15 protein-coding genes and 1 pseudogene are annotated in these 19,118 nt (G+C 74.7%); 5 read left to right on the top strand and 11 right to left on the bottom strand.

Going from position 1 to position 19,118, the window contains the following annotated elements:
* The first annotated feature begins 192 nt into the window (after nucleotides 1–192).
* Entirely contained in the window at nucleotides 193–1,032 is an 840-nt protein-coding gene (locus tag WA762_RS19885; protein WP_335937227.1) for a class I SAM-dependent methyltransferase, read from the top strand.
* Between the two features lie 86 nt (nucleotides 1,033–1,118).
* Here the strand turns inward: WA762_RS19885 and WA762_RS19890 are convergent, their stop codons facing one another.
* Both WA762_RS19890 and WA762_RS19895 read right to left on the bottom strand, forming a co-directional pair.
* Nucleotides 1,119–1,745 (bottom strand): NUDIX hydrolase, encoded by a 627-nt coding sequence (locus WA762_RS19890; RefSeq protein ID WP_335937228.1) that lies wholly within the window; start codon nucleotides 1,743–1,745, stop codon nucleotides 1,119–1,121.
* Between the two features lie 100 nt (nucleotides 1,746–1,845).
* Entirely contained in the window at nucleotides 1,846–3,507 is a 1,662-nt protein-coding gene (locus WA762_RS19895) for a CTP synthase (protein WP_335937230.1), read from the bottom strand.
* Nucleotides 3,508–3,912: 405 nt separating this feature from the next.
* Between WA762_RS19895 and WA762_RS19900 the strand changes: the two genes are divergently transcribed.
* A complete protein-coding gene (locus tag WA762_RS19900) occupies nucleotides 3,913–5,715 on the top strand; it encodes a glycoside hydrolase family 15 protein (protein ID WP_335937253.1) in 1,803 nt (600 codons plus the stop codon).
* Nucleotides 5,716–5,906: 191 nt separating this feature from the next.
* Complete coding sequence (locus WA762_RS19905) at nucleotides 5,907–7,535, top strand: PucR family transcriptional regulator (protein ID WP_335937231.1); 1,629 nt, start codon at nucleotides 5,907–5,909, stop codon at nucleotides 7,533–7,535.
* Nucleotides 7,536–7,554: 19 nt separating this feature from the next.
* On the opposite strand, the gene WA762_RS19910 is transcribed toward WA762_RS19905, so the two are convergent.
* The 6 genes from WA762_RS19910 to WA762_RS19935 form a co-directional block, all read right to left on the bottom strand.
* Complete coding sequence (locus tag WA762_RS19910; RefSeq protein WP_335937232.1) at nucleotides 7,555–8,652, bottom strand: glycosyltransferase family 4 protein; 1,098 nt, start codon at nucleotides 8,650–8,652, stop codon at nucleotides 7,555–7,557.
* 212 nt (nucleotides 8,653–8,864) lie between these two features.
* The gene (locus tag WA762_RS19915; protein WP_335937233.1) at nucleotides 8,865–9,650 is read right to left on the bottom strand and encodes a hypothetical protein; all 786 of its coding nucleotides are present in this window, start codon (nucleotides 9,648–9,650) and stop codon (nucleotides 8,865–8,867) included.
* Between the two features lie 243 nt (nucleotides 9,651–9,893).
* Entirely contained in the window at nucleotides 9,894–11,639 is a 1,746-nt protein-coding gene (recN, locus tag WA762_RS19920) for a DNA repair protein RecN (protein ID WP_335937234.1), read from the bottom strand.
* A gap of 95 nt (nucleotides 11,640–11,734) precedes the next feature.
* Complete coding sequence (locus WA762_RS19925) at nucleotides 11,735–12,640, bottom strand: NAD kinase (RefSeq protein ID WP_335937235.1); 906 nt, start codon at nucleotides 12,638–12,640, stop codon at nucleotides 11,735–11,737.
* Nucleotides 12,637–13,452 carry a TlyA family RNA methyltransferase gene (locus WA762_RS19930; RefSeq protein ID WP_335937237.1) on the bottom strand — a complete coding sequence of 272 codons (816 nt, stop codon included), beginning with the start codon at nucleotides 13,450–13,452 and terminating at the stop codon, nucleotides 12,637–12,639. Before WA762_RS19930 ends, WA762_RS19925 begins: the two co-directional genes overlap by 4 nt.
* 7 nt (nucleotides 13,453–13,459) lie before the next feature.
* Nucleotides 13,460–13,810, bottom strand: a complete 351-nt coding sequence (locus WA762_RS19935) for a hypothetical protein (RefSeq protein WP_335937238.1) — start codon at nucleotides 13,808–13,810, stop codon at nucleotides 13,460–13,462.
* Between the two features lie 43 nt (nucleotides 13,811–13,853).
* Between WA762_RS19935 and WA762_RS19940 the strand changes: the two genes are divergently transcribed.
* A complete protein-coding gene (locus WA762_RS19940) occupies nucleotides 13,854–14,201 on the top strand; it encodes an SCP2 sterol-binding domain-containing protein (RefSeq protein WP_335937240.1) in 348 nt (115 codons plus the stop codon).
* 102 nt (nucleotides 14,202–14,303) lie between these two features.
* Here WA762_RS19940 and WA762_RS19945 read toward each other — a convergent pair.
* Nucleotides 14,304–15,157, bottom strand: a pseudogene (locus tag WA762_RS19945) (ABC transporter ATP-binding protein).
* Between the two features lie 367 nt (nucleotides 15,158–15,524).
* Nucleotides 15,525–16,556 (bottom strand): HAD hydrolase-like protein, encoded by a 1,032-nt coding sequence (locus WA762_RS19950; protein WP_335937242.1) that lies wholly within the window; start codon nucleotides 16,554–16,556, stop codon nucleotides 15,525–15,527.
* Between the two features lie 71 nt (nucleotides 16,557–16,627).
* On the opposite strand from WA762_RS19950, the gene WA762_RS19955 reads away from it, so the two are divergent.
* On the top strand, nucleotides 16,628–17,905 hold the full coding sequence (locus tag WA762_RS19955) for a DUF1015 domain-containing protein (protein ID WP_335937243.1): 1,278 nt from the start codon (nucleotides 16,628–16,630) through the stop codon (nucleotides 17,903–17,905).
* A 171-nt stretch (nucleotides 17,906–18,076) separates the two neighbouring features.
* Here the strand turns inward: WA762_RS19955 and WA762_RS19960 are convergent, their stop codons facing one another.
* Complete coding sequence (locus WA762_RS19960; RefSeq protein WP_443080636.1) at nucleotides 18,077–18,844, bottom strand: tetratricopeptide repeat protein; 768 nt, start codon at nucleotides 18,842–18,844, stop codon at nucleotides 18,077–18,079.
* Between the last annotated feature and the right edge of the window lie 274 nt (nucleotides 18,845–19,118).

The raw sequence follows: 19,118 nt of genomic DNA on the forward strand, positions 1-19,118 counted from the left end.
CCTCTTTCTTCTCCGTTCCCCCGTCTCCCCCTCTTCTCTCTTCCTCTTCTTCTCCGGAACACCGTGACCGTCCCCGGCCATGCGCCCGGGCGGGGGGAGACGATCCGCCACGCCGGCCCCCCGCTTTCGTCGGGGCGGCCCGTCGCAGAACGGCGGATCCGGGGGAGGACGCCGCTTCCTAGCGTCGAAGCCATGAATGAACGGACCCCCTCGTACCACCCCGTCAGGGCGCGGCGCCGCGCCGAAGGCTGGATGTTCCTCGTCGAGGCCGTACGCGATCCGCGGACCACCGGCGCCGTCGCTCCCAGCGGCAGGGCGCTCGCCCGCGCCCTGTCCGAACCCGTCCGGGCCCGGTCGTCCCGTCCGCCGGCGGTCCTGGAGGCCGGCGCCGGCACCGGCGCGGTCACCCGCGAACTGATGGCCCTGCTGCCCCGCGGCAGCCGCCTCGACGTCGTGGAGGCCAACCCGCGCTTCGCCGAGCGGCTGCGCCGCCTCGTCGCCGCGCACCCCGGTCCGGCGTCCCGGTCCGTGGAGGTGACGGTGAAGCAGGCGTATGTCGAGGACCTCGCGACCGACCGGCGCTACGACGTGATCGTGTCCGGTCTGCCGCTGACCAACTTCGCTCCCCGGGACGTCGAGCGGATCATGGCCCGGTATCTGGAACTGCTGCGCCCCGGCGGCACCCTGGTCTGCTTCGCGTACCTGGGCACCCGCAGGGCCCGCGCCCTGTTCGCCTCACGGGCCGAGGCGCGCCGGCACGCCGCGGTGGACGACGTGATGGCCGCCTACCGGCATCGCTGCGCCACCGGCCGCCGCACGGTGTGGGCCAACCTGCCTCCGGCCCGTGTCTGGCACCTGCGACGGCCGCTGCTCTCCGCCCAGGACTCCGCCGCCTCCCCCGACCCCGTCCGCTCCCCGGACGCTGCCGGCCCCCGGAGCTCCCCCGTCCCCCACGTCGTTCCGGGCTCCCCGGACTCCCCCGGCCCCCGGACCCCCTCCGGCGTCCAGGACTCTCCCGGCTCCCGGATCTGATCCGGCTCCCCCGCCTCCCCCGGCGGCCGGCGGCGTTCCCGGGAGCGGCCCGCGCGCCGACGGGCCGTCAGACCTCGAACGGGCCGTCAGACCTCGAACGGGCGGGCCGGCCACGGCGCCTCGGCCGGGCGCAGCGCGTCGGCCCCGTCCCCGGCGAGCGCCGCCGCGAGCGAGAGGACGCCCACCACCAGGCAGTTGTTGTGCAGGTCCCCGGCGAGCACGCCCCGTACCAGCTCCTGGAGCGGCACCCGGGCCAGTTCCATGTCGGCCTCCTCCTCGGAGACCTCGTAGCGCTCCCCGTCCGCCTCGGACAGGCCGCGGGCCAGGAAGATCCGCACGGCCTCGTCGCAGCCGCCCGGCGTGGTGTAGACGTCGGTCAGCACCCGCCAGTCCTCAGCCTTGGCGTACGCCTCCTCGTAGAGCTCGCGCTGGGCGGCGTGCAGCGGGTTCTCGCCGGGGACGTCGAGCAGTCCGGCGGGGATCTCCCAGAGCTTGTGGCGGACCGGGTGGCGGTACTGCCGCAGCACCAGGACCCGGTTCTCCTCGTCGAGGGCGAGCACGGCGACCGAGCCGGGGTGGACCTGGTAGTCGCGGCGGACGACCGTGCCGTCGGGCATCACCACCTCGTCGGTGCGGACGCTGGTCTTGTTGCCGGTGAAGGGGGTATCCGTCGCGGTGACCTGCCACTCCTCGGGCGTGTCCTGGAAAACCATCTACGTCCTTCCACAGAAAACGGAAACCGGGGCACGCGTCCTGTTCGGACCCGTACCCCGGTCAACGTTAATGCCTGTGCGGCGCCCGGCCGCGCGCCCGCTACTTGCCGGCGGCGGCGCCCGTCTTGCGTGCGACGGCCGCCTTCACCAGGCCCGCGAAGAGCGGGTGCGGGCGGGTCGGGCGGGAGCGGAGCTCCGGGTGCGCCTGGGTGGCGACCAGGTAGGGGTGGACCTCGCGCGCGTACTCGACGTACTCGACGAGCTTGTTGTCCGGGGAGGTGCCGGAGAAGACCAGTCCGGCCTTCTTCTCCAGCTCGGCGCGGTAGGCGTTGTTCACCTCGTAGCGGTGGCGGTGGCGCTCCTCCACGTACGGCTGGCCGTCGTACGCCTCGCGGACCAGCGAGCCCTCGGCCAGCTTCGCCGGGTACAGGCCCAGTCGCATGGTGCCGCCCAGGTCGCCGGCGCCCTCGACGTAGGCCAGCTGCTCCTCCATCGTCGAGATGACCGGGTGCGCGGTGGCCGGGTCGAACTCGGTGGAGTTGGCGTCGGGGATCTCGGCGAGGTTGCGCGCCGCCTCGATCACGACGCACTGGAGGCCGAGGCAGAGGCCGAGCAGCGGCACCTTGTGCTCACGGGCGTACTGGATGGCGCCGATCTTGCCGTCGACGCCGCGGTCGCCGAAGCCGCCGGGAACGCAGATCGCGTCGACGTCCGCGAGCTGCTTGGCGGCGCCGGCCGGGGTCTTGCAGTCGTCGGAGGCGACCCACTTGACCTTGACCCGGGCCCGGTTGGCGAAGCCGCCGGCCCGGATGGCCTCGGTGACCGAGAGGTAGGCGTCGGGCAGGTCGATGTACTTGCCGACGAGCGCGACGGCGACCTCGTGGTCGGGGTTGTGGACGCGGTCCAGCAGGTCGTCCCAGGTGGTCCAGTCGACGTCCCGGAACGGCAGGTCGAGCTTGCGCACGACGTAGGCGTCCAGGCCCTCGGTGTGCAGCACCTTCGGGATGTCGTAGATCGACTTGGCGTCGACGCAGGCCACCACGGCGGCCTCGTCGACGTCGCACATCAGCGAGATCTTGCGCTTGATGGCGGTCGGCACGTCGCGGTCGGCGCGCAGCACGATGGCGTCCGGCTGGATGCCGATGTTGCGCAGGGCGGCGACGGAGTGCTGGGTGGGCTTGGTCTTGAGCTCGCCGGAGGGGCCGATGTAGGGCAGCAGCGAGATGTGCACGACGAAGACGTTGTCCCGGCCGACCTCGTGGCGGACCTGGCGGACGGTCTCCAGGAACGGCAGCGACTCGATGTCCCCGACCGTGCCGCCGACCTCGGTGATCACGACGTCGACGTCGTCGGTGGCCATGCGGCGGATGCGGTGCTTGATCTCGTTGGTGATGTGCGGGATGACCTGCACGGTGTCGCCGAGGTACTCGCCGCGCCGCTCCTTGGCGATCACCTGCGAGTAGACCTGGCCGGTGGTCACGTTGGCGGAGCCGTCGAGGTCGACGTCGAGGAAGCGCTCGTAGTGGCCGATGTCCAGGTCGGTCTCGGCGCCGTCGTTGGTGACGAACACCTCACCGTGCTGGAACGGGTTCATCGTGCCCGGGTCGACGTTCAGGTACGGGTCGAGCTTCTGCATGGTGACCCGGAGTCCGCGCGCCTTGAGCAGGGCGCCGAGGCTGGAGGCAGTCAGACCCTTGCCGAGGGACGAGGCGACACCCCCGGTGACGAAGATGTGCTTGGTCGTCGTGGATGTGGGCTGCATAGCCAAAGGGGGCTCCCGTGGTCGCGGTCATGAGGGGCGTTCCGGCGCCGCCGTCCGGAGGGTTCCGGCGATGCCGTCGCTGCGGTTCGGGGGCCTCGTCTGCTGTCACCGACGACCACCGGTCCACGGGCTACCAGGGTATCAGCGACAAAGGGGGGCCGCTTCCGGCCATATCCCGTACATTCACCCCACAAGATCATCACGGGTGCCGGTCCGCACCCGATCGGCGCAGGCCCGTTGTCAAGACGGTCGCGCAGATCACCCGGGTGCGTCGTATCCTGCTCGGACACTCGCTCCGGGCGAGGTACCCAGTGCGCAGGTTCCCTCATCACCACGCCTTGCGACACACTCTTGACCTGCAGTAATGCCCTACGGGGTGACATGGCCGTTCGACTGGAGACGCACGTGGCCGGGCGCATCGAGGATTACGCACTCATCGGAGACATGCAGACCGCAGCCCTGGTCTGCCGGGACGGCACGGTCGACTGGCTGTGCCTGCCCCGCTTCGATTCCCACGCCGTTTTCGCGGGCCTGCTGGGTACCGGGGAACACGGCTTCTGGCGCCTGGGGCCGGCGTGGGAGGACGAGGCGGAGCCGCCTTCCGCGGACCGCCGCCGGTACCGGGGCGATTCCCTCGTCCTGGAATCGGAGTGGGACACACCGCGCGGGACGGTCAGAGTGACCGATTTCATGCCGCCTCGTGACGGCGCCCCCCAGGTGATCCGGATCGTGGAGGGGATCAGCGGCCGGGTGCCGATGCGTTCCGAGCTGCGGATGCGGTTCAGCTACGGGCGGGTGACGCCGTGGGTGCACAAGGTGGACGGCCGTACGGTGGCCGTCGCCGGACCGGACTCGGTCTGGCTGGACACCTCCGCCGAGACGTACGGCGAGAACCTCACGACGTACTCCGACTTCACGGTGGCGCCGGGCGACCGGATCGCGTTCACGATCAGCTGGCAGCCCTCGCACCACGAGCCGCCGGCCCTGCCGGACCCGGAGGGCTCGCTGGAGGCCACCGCGGAGTTCTGGCGCGAGTGGGTCGAGCAGTGCACGTACCACGGGCCCTACCGGGAGGCCGTGGTCCGCTCCCTGATCGTCCTCAAGGCCCTGACATACGCCCCGACCGGCGGCATCGTCGCCGCGCCGACGACCTCGCTCCCCGAGGACATCGGCGGCTCCCGGAACTGGGACTACCGCTACACCTGGCTGCGCGACGCCGCGATCACCCTGTCCTCCCTGCTGCGCACCGGCTACCGCGAGGAGGCCCGCGCCTGGCGGGAGTGGCTGCTGCGGGCGGTCGCCGGCGACCCGGAGAACCTGCAGATCATGTACGGCATCGCGGGCGAGCGCGAGCTGGGCGAGGCCGAGCTGGACTGGCTGCCGGGCTACGAGAACTCCGCCCCGGTCCGGGTCGGCAACGGCGCCGCGGGCCAGCTCCAGCTGGACGTGTACGGCGAGGTCATCGAGGCGCTGCACCTCGCCCACATGACCGGGCTGACCCGCAACGACTACGCGACGGGCCTCCAGCTCAAGCTGATCGAGTACCTGGAGAAGCACTGGAACGAGCCGGACGAGGGCATCTGGGAGGTGCGCGGCCCGCGCCGCCACTTCGTCCACTCGAAGGTGATGGCCTGGGTCGCCGTCGACCGCACCATCAAGCTGATCGAGGCCGGGGACGCGGAGGGTCCGGTGGAGCGGCTGCGCGCGCTGCGCGACGAGATCCACCGGGACGTCTGCGAGCGGGGCTACGACGAGGAACGCAACACGTTCACCCAGTCCTACGGCTCGAAGGAGCTGGACGCCTCCCTGCTGCTGATTCCGCAGATGGGCTTCCTGCCGCCGGACGACAAGCGCGTGATCGGCACGATCGAGGCGATCCAGCGCGAGCTGTCCACGGAGGACGGCTTCGTGCTGCGCTACCCCACCATGGGCGACGACGCGGGCGTGGACGGCCTGGAGGGCGACGAGGGCGCGTTCCTGGCGTGCTCGTTCTGGCTGGCGGACGACCTGGCGATGATCGGCCGGGTCGACGAGGCCCGTCAGCTCTTCGAGAGGCTGCTGTCCCTGCGCAACGACCTGGGGCTGCTCGCCGAGGAGTGGGACCCCCGGCTCCAGCGCCAGGTGGGCAACTTCCCGCAGGCGTTCAGCCATGTCCCGCTGATCGACACCGCGCTGCGCCTGACGGCGAGCGGGGCGTACGTCGGCTGACCCCGGCGCGCCGGGCGCCGGGCCCGCTTCCGGTTCCCGCCGGGAACGGGCCCGGCGCCGTCCCGGCGCCCCGGGCGGTACCTTCCGAATCGGGGGGCCGGTTCGGGGGCCGGAGCGGACCGGCCGGATCAGGGCGGCCGCAGCCGGGCGGCTGCCCGTCGGACCCGAGTGGAAACGCGAGGCCAGAGCCAGTGGAGACGCAGGGCGGAATCACCGTGCAGCGGGCCCTCGAACTGCCCGGGCTGCGCAGCGGGCTCCCCGAGGTGGTGGCCGGCGCCGACCGGCTGCACCGCACGGTGCGCTGGGTGCACGCGGGCGAGGTGCCGAACATCGCCTCGCTGCTCAAGGGCGGCGAGCTGCTGCTCACCACCGGTCTGGGGCTGGGCGCCCGGCCCGCCGAGCAGCGGGCGTTCGTCCGCCGGCTCGCGGACCGGGGCATCGCCGCCCTGGTGGTGGAGCTCGGGCCGCGTTTCAGCAGGCTGCCCGCCTCGATCGTGGACGCCGCCCGCACGGCCGGTCTGCCGCTGGTGCAGCTGCACCGCGAGGTGCCGTTCGTGACGGTGACCGAGGAGATCCACACCGAGATCGTCAACGGGCACTACGCGCTGCTGCGGCAGGCCGAGGACGTGCACCGGCGGTGCACCCAGGCGCTGCTCGGCGGGGGCGGGGTGCCGCAGGTGCTGCGGATCCTGGCGGACTTCGCGGCCAACCCGGTCTTCCTGGAGACGGCGGACGGGCAGCTGCTGTACGCGGCGGGCCCGGGCTCCGGCCCGGTGGGCGCCGACCCGCTCCAGGTGTGGGACGGCATGCGCGGCGGCCGGGCGGCCCGGGAGTCGCCGCCCGCCGGATCGGTCCTGGTGGACGTGGAGGGCGGGGGCCCGGGGGGCGGTTCGGTGCGGGCCAGGCTGGTGCTGCTGGCCGTGTCGGGGCCGCCGGCGCCGGTGCACCGGATGGCGGCGGAGCGCGCGGCCGGGATACTCGCCGTGGTGCTGATGCAGGCCCGCCAGGAGGAGGAGCTGGCCGCGCGCGGCCGGGGCGACTTCCTGACGGATCTCGCGGAGGGCCGGATCGCGCCGGAGGACGCCCCGGCGCAGGCCCGGGTGCTGGGCTTCAAGCCGGGCGGGGCGCCGTTGCTGCCGGTGGTGATGCGGCTGGCGCCCGAGCTGTCCGGGTCCGGGAACTGGGCGCTGCTGGCACGGGCGGTGCTGGAGGAGCTCTCGTCGGTGGGGGTGCCGGTGCTGCTCGGGGTGCGGCCGGTGGAGGGCCGGGTGCCGGTGCTGCTGGGGCTGCGCGCCGAGTCGGAGCGCGCGGCGGTCGCGGACCGGGTCGCGGCGGCGCTGCGGGCCGGTGTGGAGCGCGCCGGCCTGGAGCGGGCCGGATCGCGTCCGCCGGTCGTGGTGGTGGGCGTCGCGGGCGGCTGGGCGGCGGCCGGCGCGGGGCTGCGGCACGCCGCGGAGACGGCGACGGCGGCGGACGGTCTGGACGACCGGCCGTGGTACGACGCCCGGCGCCTGGACATCGATCTGCTGCTGTGGCGGCTGCGGGACCACCCGGACCTGGCGGCCTTCGTCGACCGGGCGATCGGTCCGCTGCGCGATCACGACCGGACCTCGCGGCCTCCGCTGCTTCCGACGCTGGAGACGTATCTGGCCCACGCGGGCCGCAAGGCGGAGACGGCGCGCGAACTGCATCTGAACCGTCAGACGCTGTACAACAGGCTCGCCCGTATCGGTGAGTTGCTCGGCACCGACCTGGACGACCCGCAGGCGGTCCTGGCTCTGAGCCTGGCGTTGCGGGCCCGCCGCCACACCTCTCGGTGACGGCGGGGCACGGCGGCGCTCACCTGGCCCGGGGCGGCGCCAGGGGCTGCGTCAACTCGTCGTAGACGCTGAGCACATGAGCGATGGTGTGGTCCTCGGTCGGCCAACTCGCGGCCTGCGCACGCCCGGCGGCCGCCAGCCGCGCGCACCGCCCCGGATCGCCGAGCAGCCCGGTCACGGCGCGGGCGAGCGCCTCGGCGTTTCCGTACGGCACGAGTTCCGCCCCGTCCCCGACGAGTTCGGGCACTCCCCCGACGGCGGTGGCGACCAGGGGCACGCCCAGCCGCAGCGCCTGCTGGGCCAGCACCGGGCGCGCCTCCCACCGGCTGGGCAGCACGGCCAGGTCGGCGGCGGTGAGCAGTTCCGCGATGTCGTCGCGGTCGCCGACGAGCCGGACGGGCAGCTCCTGTTCTCTGATCCGGCGTTGCAGGGCGGCCCGTTGCCGCCCCTCCCCCACGATGATCAGCAGCGGAGCGACGCCGAGTCCGCGCCATGCCCGGGCCGCGTCCAGCAGCAGTTCGTAGCCGCGATGCGGCACGAGGCTCCCGCAGGAGACGACCAGCGGCCGCCCCACCGCGCCGAGTTCGGCGCGCGTCTTGTCCGGGTCGGCGGCGCGCGGGAGGCACGGCACGGGGGCCGAGACCGGCGAGAGCCGGGCGTCCCGCGCTCCTCGCCACCGCGCCCGGTCGACCAGGTCCGACGTGGTGCCGAGCACAACGGCCGCCGCTCGGGCGGCTCTTCGCTCCATGAGCTGGAGGAGGCGGGCCCGGGCGCCCTCGGCGTGGGGGCGGGCGTGCCAGGTGACGACGAGCGGGATCCGGCGCCCGCCGAGAGCGAGCGCGGCGCGCACGGCGGCGTGCGGGCCGTGCGCGTGGACCACGTCCGCCGTCGAGCAGGCGGCGCGCAGGGCGGCGACGGCGGCGGGGTCGCTGCGCCGCGGCACGGGCGCGAAGCGGGCGCCGACGCCGGAGAAGTCGTGGGCGCGGTCCAGTCCGGCGGGGGCGCAGACGGTGACCTGCACGCCTCTCGCCACCAGCCCGGCGGTCAGCGAGCCGACATGCGCGCTGCTGCCCGCGCTGCCGCCGCCCAGGACTTGGACCGTACGCAGCTGTGACACGTTGGTTGGCTCCCGGGCTCCCGAACTCGGCGCTGATGCTCCGCCAAGGATGCCAGTCCGTACGCGCGTTCCGGCACCGTCGCGGCGAGCTCCCGGCGCGTACCACCGCGACCGGCCGTGACGTACCACTCGCGCGGGTGAACGGGGGCGCGACTTCGCCAAGTCGGCCCGCCCGTCGCCCGGTCCGGCCGGGCGGGGGGGCCGGGGTCCGGTCAGCGGTCCCGGAGCGCCCGCACCAGCCCGCTGACCAGGTCCCCGTACGCGGCGGCGGCGACGAGGCCCGCCGCGTGGGCGAGGAGCCCGGCCCGGCCGCGTCCCGCGACGACGGCGACGCCGAGCGCCGCGCCCAGGGCGTGCGCTCCGGTGTCCCCGAGCATGGTGCGCTCCCCCAGGTCGTCCGCGACGAGCGCGGCGGCGGCGCCCATCGGCGCGGCGGACAGCGCGGCGGCCGTCCCGCCTCCCGGCAGCCCCGGGACGCCGAGCCCGAGCACGGTGGCGGCGGCCGCGGCGGGGCGTACGTCCACCAGGTTGACCAGGTGCGCGGTCCCGGCGATCACCACCCCGGCCAGGAGCCGGTCGGCGGGTTGCTCCTTCATCAGCGCGCCGGCGGCGAGCCCGGCCGCCCCGATGCCGAGGAGCTTGACGGCTCCGCTGGTCACCTCGCCCCGCCGCAGCGCCCCGAGGTGGGCGCGGAACCCGCGGCGCGGATCACCCGCCCCGGCGAGGTCGTCGTACGCGCCGCAGCCGGCCGCGGCGAGCACCGCGAGCACCGCCCCGCACCGGGTGCGGCCCGGCAGCGGCAGGACGGCCGCGCCGGCCGCCGCGCCGAGGGCTGCGGCCGGCCCCGCGTACAGATCGACGGGACGGCCCGCGTGGTTGACGCGCCGCCGACGCCCTCGCGGCCGGGCCCGCAGTGCCCGGTACGTCCCCGTGGCGACGGCGGCCGAGACGACCCCCGCCACCGCGGCCCCGCCGCCCGCCGCTGTTCCCGTTCCCATGCGGCCAGCCTACGCACGCCCCGCCCGACGCCCCGTCACGAGCCCTCGCGGACGCCGTCCCGGGACCGCCCGGAGACGACCGCCCCGGACGGCCGCCGGGGACGGGCCCCGGAGACGACCGCCGCTCGCGGGCCCGATCCCTGACCCGATCCCGGTCCGTTCCGACGCGCCGTCACGAGCCTCCCGGCTCCCGTCCCGCCGAGCGGTGACGCCCCCGCTCCCGGCCGTCGTCGGCGCGCGGCGCTATCCGTCCGCCCGTGCCGCCGCCAGCAGCTCCTCGGCATGGGCGCGGGCCGTCTGCGAGTCCTCCTGGCCGGCCAGCATCCGGGAGAGCTCCCGCACCCGGTCCTCGCCCTCCAGGACCGTGACCCCGCTGCTGGTCACCGCCCCGTCGACCGTCTTCTCCACCAGCAGCTGCCGGTCCGCGAAGGCCGCCACCTGCGGCAGGTGCGTGACGACGACGACCTGCGCGGACCTGGCGAGCTTCGCCAGCCGCCGCCCGACCTCGACCGCGGCCTTGCCGCCGACCCCCGCGTCGACCTCGTCGAAGAGGTACGTGGGCACCGGGTCCGAACCGGCGAAGACCACCTCCACGGCGAGCATCACCCGGGACAGCTCACCGCCCGACGCGCCCTTGGCGATCGGCCGCGGCTGGGCGCCGGGGTGCGGGGCCAGCAGAAGCTCGACCTCGTCGGCGCCGGACGGCCCGCAGACCACGCTGCGCCCGCCGATGTCGATGCCGGAGTCCTCGTCGGCCGCCTCGGTCTGCCGGATGGCGAAGGAGACCCGGGCGTGCGGCATGGCGAGGGAGGCCAGTTCCTCCGTCACCGCCCCGGCGAAGCGCGCCGCCGCCTCCGTCCGCGCGTCGGTCAGCGCCTGTCCCAGACCGGAGAGCTCGGCGCGCAGCGCGTCCCGTTCCGCCGCCAGCTCGGCGATGCGGTCGTCGTCGCCCTCCAGCTCGGTGAGCCGGGCGGCGCCCTCCTCGGCCCAGGCGAGCACGGCGGTGATGTCCTCGCCGTACTTGCGGGTGAGCGCGGCGAGCGCGGCGCGCCGCTCCTCCACCGCCGCCAGCCGCAGCGGATCGGCGTCCAGCCGGTCGGCGTACCCGGCCAGTTCGCCCGCCACGTCGGTCAGCAGGATCGAGATCTCGCCGATCCGGTCGGCGAGCGCCGCCAGCGCGGGGTCGTGGGCGCGCACGGCGTCCAGCGCCTGCCCGGCGGCCGAGACCACGGTCGTCGCGTCGACGCCCTCGGGGTCCTCCGGGTTGCCCGCGAGCGCGGCGTGCGCGAGGGCCGCGGCGGAGGCGAGCGCCTCGGCGTGCCCGAGCCGCTCGGCCTCGGCGGCCAGTTCGGCGTCCTCGCCCGCGACCGGTTCGACCGCGGCGATCTCGTCGAGGCCGAAGCGCAGCAGGTCCGCTTCCTGGGCGCGTTCGCGGGCCCGCGTCGTCAGCTCGTCCAGCTCCGTCAGCACGGACCGCAGCCGCCGGTACGCCGTCGCGTACGCGGTCAGCGGCACGGCGACGGCGTCGCCCGCGTACCGGTCCAGGGCCTGCCGCTGCCGGGCGGGCTTGAGGAGTCCCTGCTGGTCGGTCTGGCCGTGCACGGCGACGAGCTCGTCCGCGAGCTCGGCGAGCACCCCGACCGGCACGGACCGCCCGCCGAGGTGCGCCCGGGAGCGCCCCTCCGCGGAGACGGTACGGCTGATCAGCAGCGCGCCGTCGTCGAACTCGGCCCCGGCCTCCTCGGCCCGCTCCGCGACGGCGTCGCCCTCGGCCACCGTGATCCGTCCCTCGACGACCGCGGCCTTGGACCCGATCCGCACCAGGGCGGGATCGGCGCGCCCGCCGAGCAGCAGCCCGAGGCTGGTGACGACCATGGTCTTGCCCGCGCCGGTCTCGCCCGTCACCGCGGTGAACCCGGGTGACAGCTCGACCACCGCGTCGTCGATGACTCCGAGCGACCGTATCCGCATCTCCTCCAACACGGACATGACCTTACGAGGTCCGGGGCCCGGTGTGCGACGGACCCCGCCCCCGCGATTCACTCTTCCGTGTGCACCCAGCGGACGCGGAGCGTCCGGCGCGGTCAGCGCGGAACGCCCCGCCACCCGGAGACGGGCAGGGCGAATTTCGCCACCAGGCGGTCCGTGAACGAGGCGTGGTGCAGCCGCGCCAGCCGCACCGGCACCGCGCCGCGCCGCACCTCGACCCTGGCCCCCGCGGGCAGCGCCACGGTCCGGCGGCCGTCGCACCACAGCACCCCGTGCGGGGCGTGCTGCTGGACCTCGACGGCGAGCACCGAGTCCGGCGAGGTCACCAGAGGCTTGGCGAACAGGGCGTGGGCGCTGATCGGCACCATCAGCAGCGCCTCGACCTCGGGCCAGACGACGGGACCGCCCGCCGAGAAGGCGTAGGCGGTCGATCCGGTCGGGGTCGCGCAGACGATCCCGTCGCAGCCGAACCCGGTGACCGGGCGGCCGTCGATCTCCAGGACGACCTCCAGCATCCGCTCGGGCGACACCTTCTGCACGGCCGCCTCGTTGAGCGCCCAGTCGGCGTGGACGACGTCACCGTTGCTGCGTACCACCACGTCGAGCGTCATCCGCTCCTCGACCTGGTACTCCCGGGTGACGACCCGGTCGACGACCTTGTCCAGGTCGTCGCGCTCGGCCTCGGCGAGGAAGCCGACCCGGCCGAGGTTGACGCCGAGCATGGGCACCCCGGAGGCGCGGGAGAGCTCCGCGCCGCGCAACAGCGTCCCGTCACCGCCGAGCACGATCAGCAGCTCGCAGCCGTCCACGGCCCCGGGCGTGATGTCCGTGACCGTCTCGACGGCGGGCGGGAGCGGCAGATCGGCCGCCTCCATGGCGAGCACCCGCACGCCGAGACCGCTGCGCAGCAGTCCCTGTACGACGAGTTCGGCGCTGCGGATCGCGGCCGGGCGGCCGGTGTGTGCCAGAAGAAAGACAGTTCGTGCCGCATTCGTCGTCAACGAGGCCCCTCCGCCACTGCACGGTCGACATCCGCGGGATCCAGTTCGGGTGCTCCGGCCCGCAGCCACAGAAAGTACTCGACGTTGCCCGAGGGGCCCGGCAACGGGCTCGCCGTCACCCCCCGCACCCCGAGGCCCAGTTCCCAGGCCCGGCGCGCCACCTCCCGTACCGCCTCCGCCCGCAGCGCGGGGCTGCGCACCACACCGCCGCTGCCGAGCCGTTCCTTGCCGACCTCGAACTGCGGCTTGACCATCAGGACCAGGTCGGCGTCGGGCGCGGCGCAGCGTGCCAGGGCCGGCAGGACCAGCCCCAGCGGGATGAACGACAGGTCGCCGACCACCAGGTCCACCGGCGTCCCGTCGAGGTCCTCCGGCGTCAGCTCGCGCACGTTGGTGCGGTCCTTGACGGTGACCCGGTCGTCGGACCGGAGCGACCAGGCGAGCTGCCCGTAGCCGACGTCGACGGCGACGACGTGTCCGGCGCCGGCCCGCAGCAGCACGTCGGTGAAGCCGCCGGTCGACGCGCCGGCGTCCAGCGCCCGCCGGCCCTCGACCTCCAGGCCCAGGGGCACGAAGGCGGCGAGGGCGCCGGCGAGCTTGTGCCCGCCGCGCGAGACGTACTCGGGGTCGCTGTCGTCCTTGGTCACGACGAGCGCCGCGCTGGTCTCGACCTGGGTGGCGGGTTTGGTCGCGGTGGCGCCCCCGACGGTCACCCGCCCGGCGGCGATCAGTTGGCTCGCGTGCTCACGAGAGCGGGCGAGCTTGCGGCGTACCAGTTCGGCGTCGAGGCGGCGACGTGCCACTCCTGCCACGTTCGGTTCAGCTCCTGTTGTCGTACGAGGGCATCGGTGCGGGTTCCGGTGCGGGTGCGGGCCCGGCGTCCAGCGCGGTCAGCGCGGAGCGCAGCCCGCCGTGTACATCCTCGTACACCTCGACGTGTCCGCCCGCCGGGAGGTGGTCGGCATCGGCGAGACGGTCCAGCAGCGCGTCGACCGCGGCGTCCCCGGTGGGGGTCCGGGCGACGCCCAGGGGCGCGGGCCCGGCCGGGTCGGGAGCGACGGCCGGGCCCGGGGGCACGGCCGCCTCCGACGGGTCGGCCGCCGCCCCGGCGGGCGCCGTCGCGGGTGCTGTCCCGTCCGCCGCCGCGGGCCCCGGCATCGAGTCGCTCATGCGGGAAACGCTACCCCGAAGGGCTGCGGTACCGTCGGTCGCGATGGCGACCATGGCTGAGTGCCGCAGCGCACTCGACAGACTTTCCGACAATCTCGCGGGGGCGGACGGCGACGTGCGCGGCGCGGCCGCGCTGGACCGTTCGCTGAGCTGCCACGTCAGGGACCTCGACATCACCTTCAGCGGCCGGCTGACCGACGGCCGGATCGAGGTGATGGACACGGCGGACGGGCCGCCCCGGGAAAAGGCCGAGATCCGTCTCGCGATGAACGGCGACGACCTGGTGGCGATGGTGGACGGCGAGCTGAACTTCGCGAAGGCCTGGGGCACGGGCCGGGTCCGGGTGGAGGCCGGGTTCCGCGACCTGCTGAGGCTCAGGGCCCTGCTGTAGCGCCGGACCGGGCCCGCCCGGCGGGGCCGGTCGGCGGGGGCCGGTTCAACGGCTGCCGGTTTCGGCGGGGCCGGGTTCGTCGGCTGCCGATCGCCCCGCCGGTCAGATCCGCGCCGACGGCGGGTCCACCGGCGCCCCGTCCCGCGAGCGGGCCCCGAGCGCCGGTCCGCCGCGCGATCGGCGCGCGGCCGGCACCACCAGGGGCGTGCCGGTCTCCGGGTCCTCGATGACCTGGCAGCGCAGCCCGAACACCCGCTCCACCAGCTCCGCGGTGACGACGTCGCCCGGAGCGCCCTCGGCGATCACCTCGCCGTCGCGCATCGCGATGAGATGGGTGGCGTACCGGGCGGCGTGGTTCAGGTCGTGCAGGACGGCCACCAGGTGCGTCCGCCGGTCTCGTGCAGTTCGGCGCAGAGGTCGAGGACGTCGATCTGGTGCTGGATGTCGAGATAGGTCGTCGGTTCGTCGAGCAGCAGCAGCGGGGTCCGCTGGGCGAGTGCCATGGCGATCCAGACGCGCTGCCGCTGTCCGCCGGACGATTCGTCGACATGGCGGTCCGCGAGCGCGTCGACCCCGGTCGCCGCCATCGACTCCCGTACGACGCGTTCGTCCTCGGGCGACCACTGGCGCAGCAGCCCCTGGTGCGGGTACCGGCCGCGCCCGACGAGGTCGGCGACGGTGATGCCGTCCGGGGCGACGGAGGACTGCGGCAGCAGGCCCAGCGTCCTGGCGACCTTCTTCGCGGGCATCCCGTGGATGGCCCGCCCATCGAGGAGCACCCGCCCGCTGTGCGGCTTCAACGTCCGGGAGAGCGCGCGCAGCAGGGTCGACTTGCCGCAGGCGTTGGGGCCCACGATCACCGTGAACGAGTGGTCGGGTATCCCGACCGAGAGGTTCTCCGCGATCGGCCGCCGGCCGTAGCCGAGGGTCACCGAGTCCGCGGTGAGGCGCTGCATTGGTCGTGGTTCCCGGAGTCGGAGGTGATCGGGTGCGGGCCGTCGGCCGCTGCGGGCGGGCCCCGTCCCGCCCTCCGCGCGGCCTTCGCACGGCCCGGTGCCCGCACGCCGGGACCCGGGCGGCGACACACCGGACGGGACGAAATTAGGTTAGCCTACCCTCACCTTTACCGTGCGGCCGGGAGCCGCCGAGGCGTCCGTGCACGGGCCGCGCCGGGCCCGGCGCGGCCCGGAGCCCCCTGCCACCCGGGAGGCGCGCCGGGTCCGGCCGTCTGGACCCGGCGGTCCGGTCGATGCCGGCCTCACGCCCTCACGCGCCCACGCGCCCGGGGGCCCGCCCGGCCAACCGTCCGCCGCGGACCGCCCGCTACAGCCCCAGCCTCGCGAGCGCCTTTCCCGTGTCCAGGCCGCACGGCCCGTCCCCGGCGTGCGACCAGGCCGCCCCGCACAGCGCCCGAAGCCCGTCGAGCGCCTCGCCGCCGTCCCCCTCCAGCACCAGTTCGTCCCCGCGCGCGGAGGCGCTCCAGCCGCCGCAGCCGAACCGGCCGCCGGCGCGCGTCACCTCGGGCTGCCCGGCCAGCAGGCCCCGCAGGTCCGCGTCGACGTAGGTCGGCCGGTGCTCCGGCACGGCGGCCAGCAGCCGGGCCGCGTCCGTCACCCCGGTGAGCACCAGCAGGGAGTCGACGCCGCCGTTGAACGCGCCCTCGATGTCCGTGTCCAGCCGGTCCCCGACGACCAGCGGGCGCTCGGCCCCGGTCCGCAGCACGGTCTCCCGGTGCATCGGCGGCAGCGGCTTCCCGGCGACCTGCGGCTCGGCCCCGGTCGCGAGGCGCACGACCTCGACGGCCGCCCCGTTCCCCGGCGCGATCCCCCGGGCGCTCGGAATCGTCAGGTCCGTGTTGGACGCGAACCACGGCACCCCGCGCGCGATCGCGTACGCGGCCTCCGCGAACCGTCCCCACGGCATGTCGGGCCCGCCGTACCCCTGGGCCACCGCGGCCGGTTCGTCGTCCGCCGACTCCACCGGCACCAGCCCGCGCTCCCGCAGCGCGACGCGCAGTCCCTCGCCGCCCACCACCAGCACCCGTGCTCCGGAAGGAAGTTGATCGGCCATCAGCCGTGCCACCGCCTGCGCGGAGGTGATCACATCGGCGGGCTCGGCCGGGATCCCGAGTTCGGTCAGGTGCTCGGCGACCGCGGCCGGGGTGCGCAGGGCGTTGTTGGTCACGTACGCCAGACGCATCCCGCCGTCCCGTGCCGCTCCCAGGGAGTCGACGGCGTGCGCGATGGCGTGGCCGCCGGCGTACACCACCCCGTCGAGGTCCAGCAGAGCCGTGTCGTACGCCTCGTTCAACGCGGTGCCGCTGCCGCTCGGACTGGTCCTGCTCGCCTGACTCATTCTGTGCGCTCCTCGTTCCTCGCTTCTGGCCCGATCATCGCGCATCCCGGTCGCGCACTTACGATGCAGTGATGAACACATCAGGTTCGGCCGGTCGGGGACTGCGTCTGATTCCGTTCCGCGGACTGCGGTACGTCCCCGAGCGGGTCGGCAGTCTCGCCGCGGTGACCTCACCGCCGTACGACGTCGTCGTGCGCCCCGACGGACTGCACCACCTGGAGTCGGCGGACCCGCACAACATCGTCCGGCTGATCCTGCCGCAGGCGGACACGGCCGCGGCCCGCAACAAGCAGGCGGCCGAGACCCTGAACCGCTGGCTGGCCGAGGGCGTCCTCGCCCCCGATCCGGAGCCCGCGCTGTACGTGTACGAGCAGCGCGACGCCGAGATCCTCCAGCGCGGCGTCATCGGCGCGCTGGCGCTCTCCTCTCCCGACGACGGCATCGTGCTGCCGCACGAGGACGTGATGGCGCACGTCGTGGAGGACCGGGCGGACCTGATGCGCACCACGGCCGCCCATCTGGAACCGCTGCTGCTGACCTACCGCGGCGACGACGGCGCCTCGGGCGCGACGGGTGTCGTCGAGCGGACCGTCGGCCGTCCGCCGCTGCTGGCGACGACCACGGAGGACGGTTTCCGGCACCGGCTCTGGGCGGTCACCGACCCGGCCGACCGGGCCGAGATCGAGACGGATCTCGCCCGCCACCAGGCCCTGATCGCGGACGGCCACCACCGCTGGGCCACCTATCTGCGCCTCCAGCGGGAGCACACCGCGCCCGGTCCCTGGGACTACGGCTTGGTGCTGCTCGTCGACACGGCCCACTATCCGCTGCGGGTCCGCGCCATCCACCGGCTGCTGCACCGCCTTCCGGCCGCCGAGGCGCTCGCCGCCCTGACCGGCCTCTTCCGGGTCCGCGACATCGAGGGCCCGCTGCCCCACGCCCTGGACGCGCTCGCCGGGGCGGCGGCGGAGGGCAACGCCTTTCTGCTCGCGGGCAACGGCGGCTTCCATCTCGTCGACCGGCCCGACCCCGCCCTTCTGCACCGCACGGTTCCGGCCGATCGTCCGGCGGCCTGGCGGGCCCTGGACGCGACGGTCCTGCACGCGGCTCTGCTGAACCACGTCTGGCGGATCCCGGACGCCCCGGAGCACATCGGATACATCCATGACGCGGCGGCCGCGGTGGAGCAGGCCGAGCGCCGTGGCGCGACGGCGGTGCTGATGCATCCGGTGCGTGAGGAAGTGGTCCGTGACCTCGCCCGGCAGGGCGTCACCATGCCGCGCAAGTCGACTTCCTTCGGCCCCAAGCCGGCCTCCGGCCTGGTCCTGCGGAGCCTCGCCCTCGACTGACCGGCTCCCGGCATGGGACTCCTGGCACGGAGCCCGGGCGCCGGGGGGCATCGCGCGAGGCCCCGGCATGAGCTCCCGGCGTAGACGTCCCGGCATGGGAGCCCCAGCGTGGGAGCCCCGGTATGGGAGAGGGGCGGCACCCCGCCGCGGGTGCCGCCCCTCTCCCCTGGCTCACGCCTCGGACGGACCGTCCTCGCGCACGGCGTCGTGCCGGTCCCCGGCCGGGGCGGCCTTGGACGCCTTGTCGTCGGCGCCCGCGTCCCCGTGCTCGTCGCCGCGGTTCGCGTCGTCCTCGTTCTCGTCCTCGTCGTTCTGGTTCTCGACGAGGGCGTCCACGAACTCGACGCCGTCCAGCTCGGCCAGCCGGTCTGACGCGTCCGTGACGCCGTCCTTGTCGGCCTCCAGCGCCTTGCCGAACCACTCGCGTGCCTCGTCCTCGCGCCCGGCGGCCAGCAGGGCGTCCGCGTACGCGTACCGCAGTCGCGGCGTCCACGCGTGCACGGCGCTCGACGCGAGCTCGGGGCTCTGCAGGGTCACGATGGCGGCGTCCAGCTGGTCCATGTCGCGGCGGGCGCCCGCCGCGACCAGACGCATCTCGACCTGGCCGGCCTTGTCCAGCTTCCGCACCTCGGGCTCACCGGCCATGGCCAGCGCCCGTTCGGGCCGCCCGAGTCCGCGCTCGCAGTCGGCCATGACGGGCCAGAGCTCCACGGAACCGGTCATCCGCCTGGCGGCACGGAACTCCGCGAGCGCCTCCGCGTACCTCTGCGTCGTGTACGCGGCGAAGCCGGCCGCCTCGCGCACGGCGGCGACCCGCGAGGCCAGCCGCAGGGCGATCCTGGAGTACGCGTACGCCTGCTCGGCGTCCTCGTCGATCAGTCGGGCCACCATGACGAGGTTCCTGGCCACGTCCACGGCGAGGGTCTTCGGCAGGCTCATCAGCTCCTGCCGCACGTCCTTGTCGATCTCGTCGCCGGTGACGTCCTCCGGGATGGGCAGCCGCTTGACGGGCTCGCGATCGCGGTCGCGGTCGTCCCGGCGTCCGAACCCACCCCGGTCGTCACGTCCCCGGTAGCCGCCCCGGTCGCCCCGGTCATCCCGACGGCCCCGGTAGCCACCACCGCGGTTGTCGTCGCGGCGGTCGTCGCGGCGGAAGCCGCCGCCCCGGCGGTCGTCGTCCCGGCGGGGGCTGCGGAATCCACCGCGGTCATCG

Source organism: Streptomyces tyrfis, assembly GCF_037034285.1.
Classification (GTDB): Bacteria; Actinomycetota; Actinomycetes; order Streptomycetales; family Streptomycetaceae; genus Streptomyces.

Bases quoted from the DNA above. Each gene is read 5' to 3' on its own strand.
- WA762_RS19885 (WP_335937227.1), top strand. From the start codon at position 193: ATGAATGAACGGACCCCCTCGTACCACCCCGTCAGGGCGCGGCGCCGC.
- WA762_RS19890 (WP_335937228.1), bottom strand. From the start codon at position 1,745: ATGGTTTTCCAGGACACGCCCGAGGAGTGGCAGGTCACCGCGACGGAT.
- WA762_RS19895 (WP_335937230.1), bottom strand. From the start codon at position 3,507: ATGCAGCCCACATCCACGACGACCAAGCACATCTTCGTCACCGGGGGT.
- WA762_RS19915 (WP_335937233.1), bottom strand. From the start codon at position 9,650: ATGGGAACGGGAACAGCGGCGGGCGGCGGGGCCGCGGTGGCGGGGGTC.
- recN (WP_335937234.1), bottom strand. From the start codon at position 11,639: ATGTCCGTGTTGGAGGAGATGCGGATACGGTCGCTCGGAGTCATCGAC.
- WA762_RS19935 (WP_335937238.1), bottom strand. From the start codon at position 13,810: ATGAGCGACTCGATGCCGGGGCCCGCGGCGGCGGACGGGACAGCACCC.
- WA762_RS19940 (WP_335937240.1), top strand. From the start codon at position 13,854: ATGGCGACCATGGCTGAGTGCCGCAGCGCACTCGACAGACTTTCCGAC.
- WA762_RS19950 (WP_335937242.1), bottom strand. From the start codon at position 16,556: ATGAGTCAGGCGAGCAGGACCAGTCCGAGCGGCAGCGGCACCGCGTTG.
- WA762_RS19955 (WP_335937243.1), top strand. From the start codon at position 16,628: ATGAACACATCAGGTTCGGCCGGTCGGGGACTGCGTCTGATTCCGTTC.
- WA762_RS19960 (WP_443080636.1), bottom strand. From the start codon at position 18,844: ATGAGCCTGCCGAAGACCCTCGCCGTGGACGTGGCCAGGAACCTCGTC.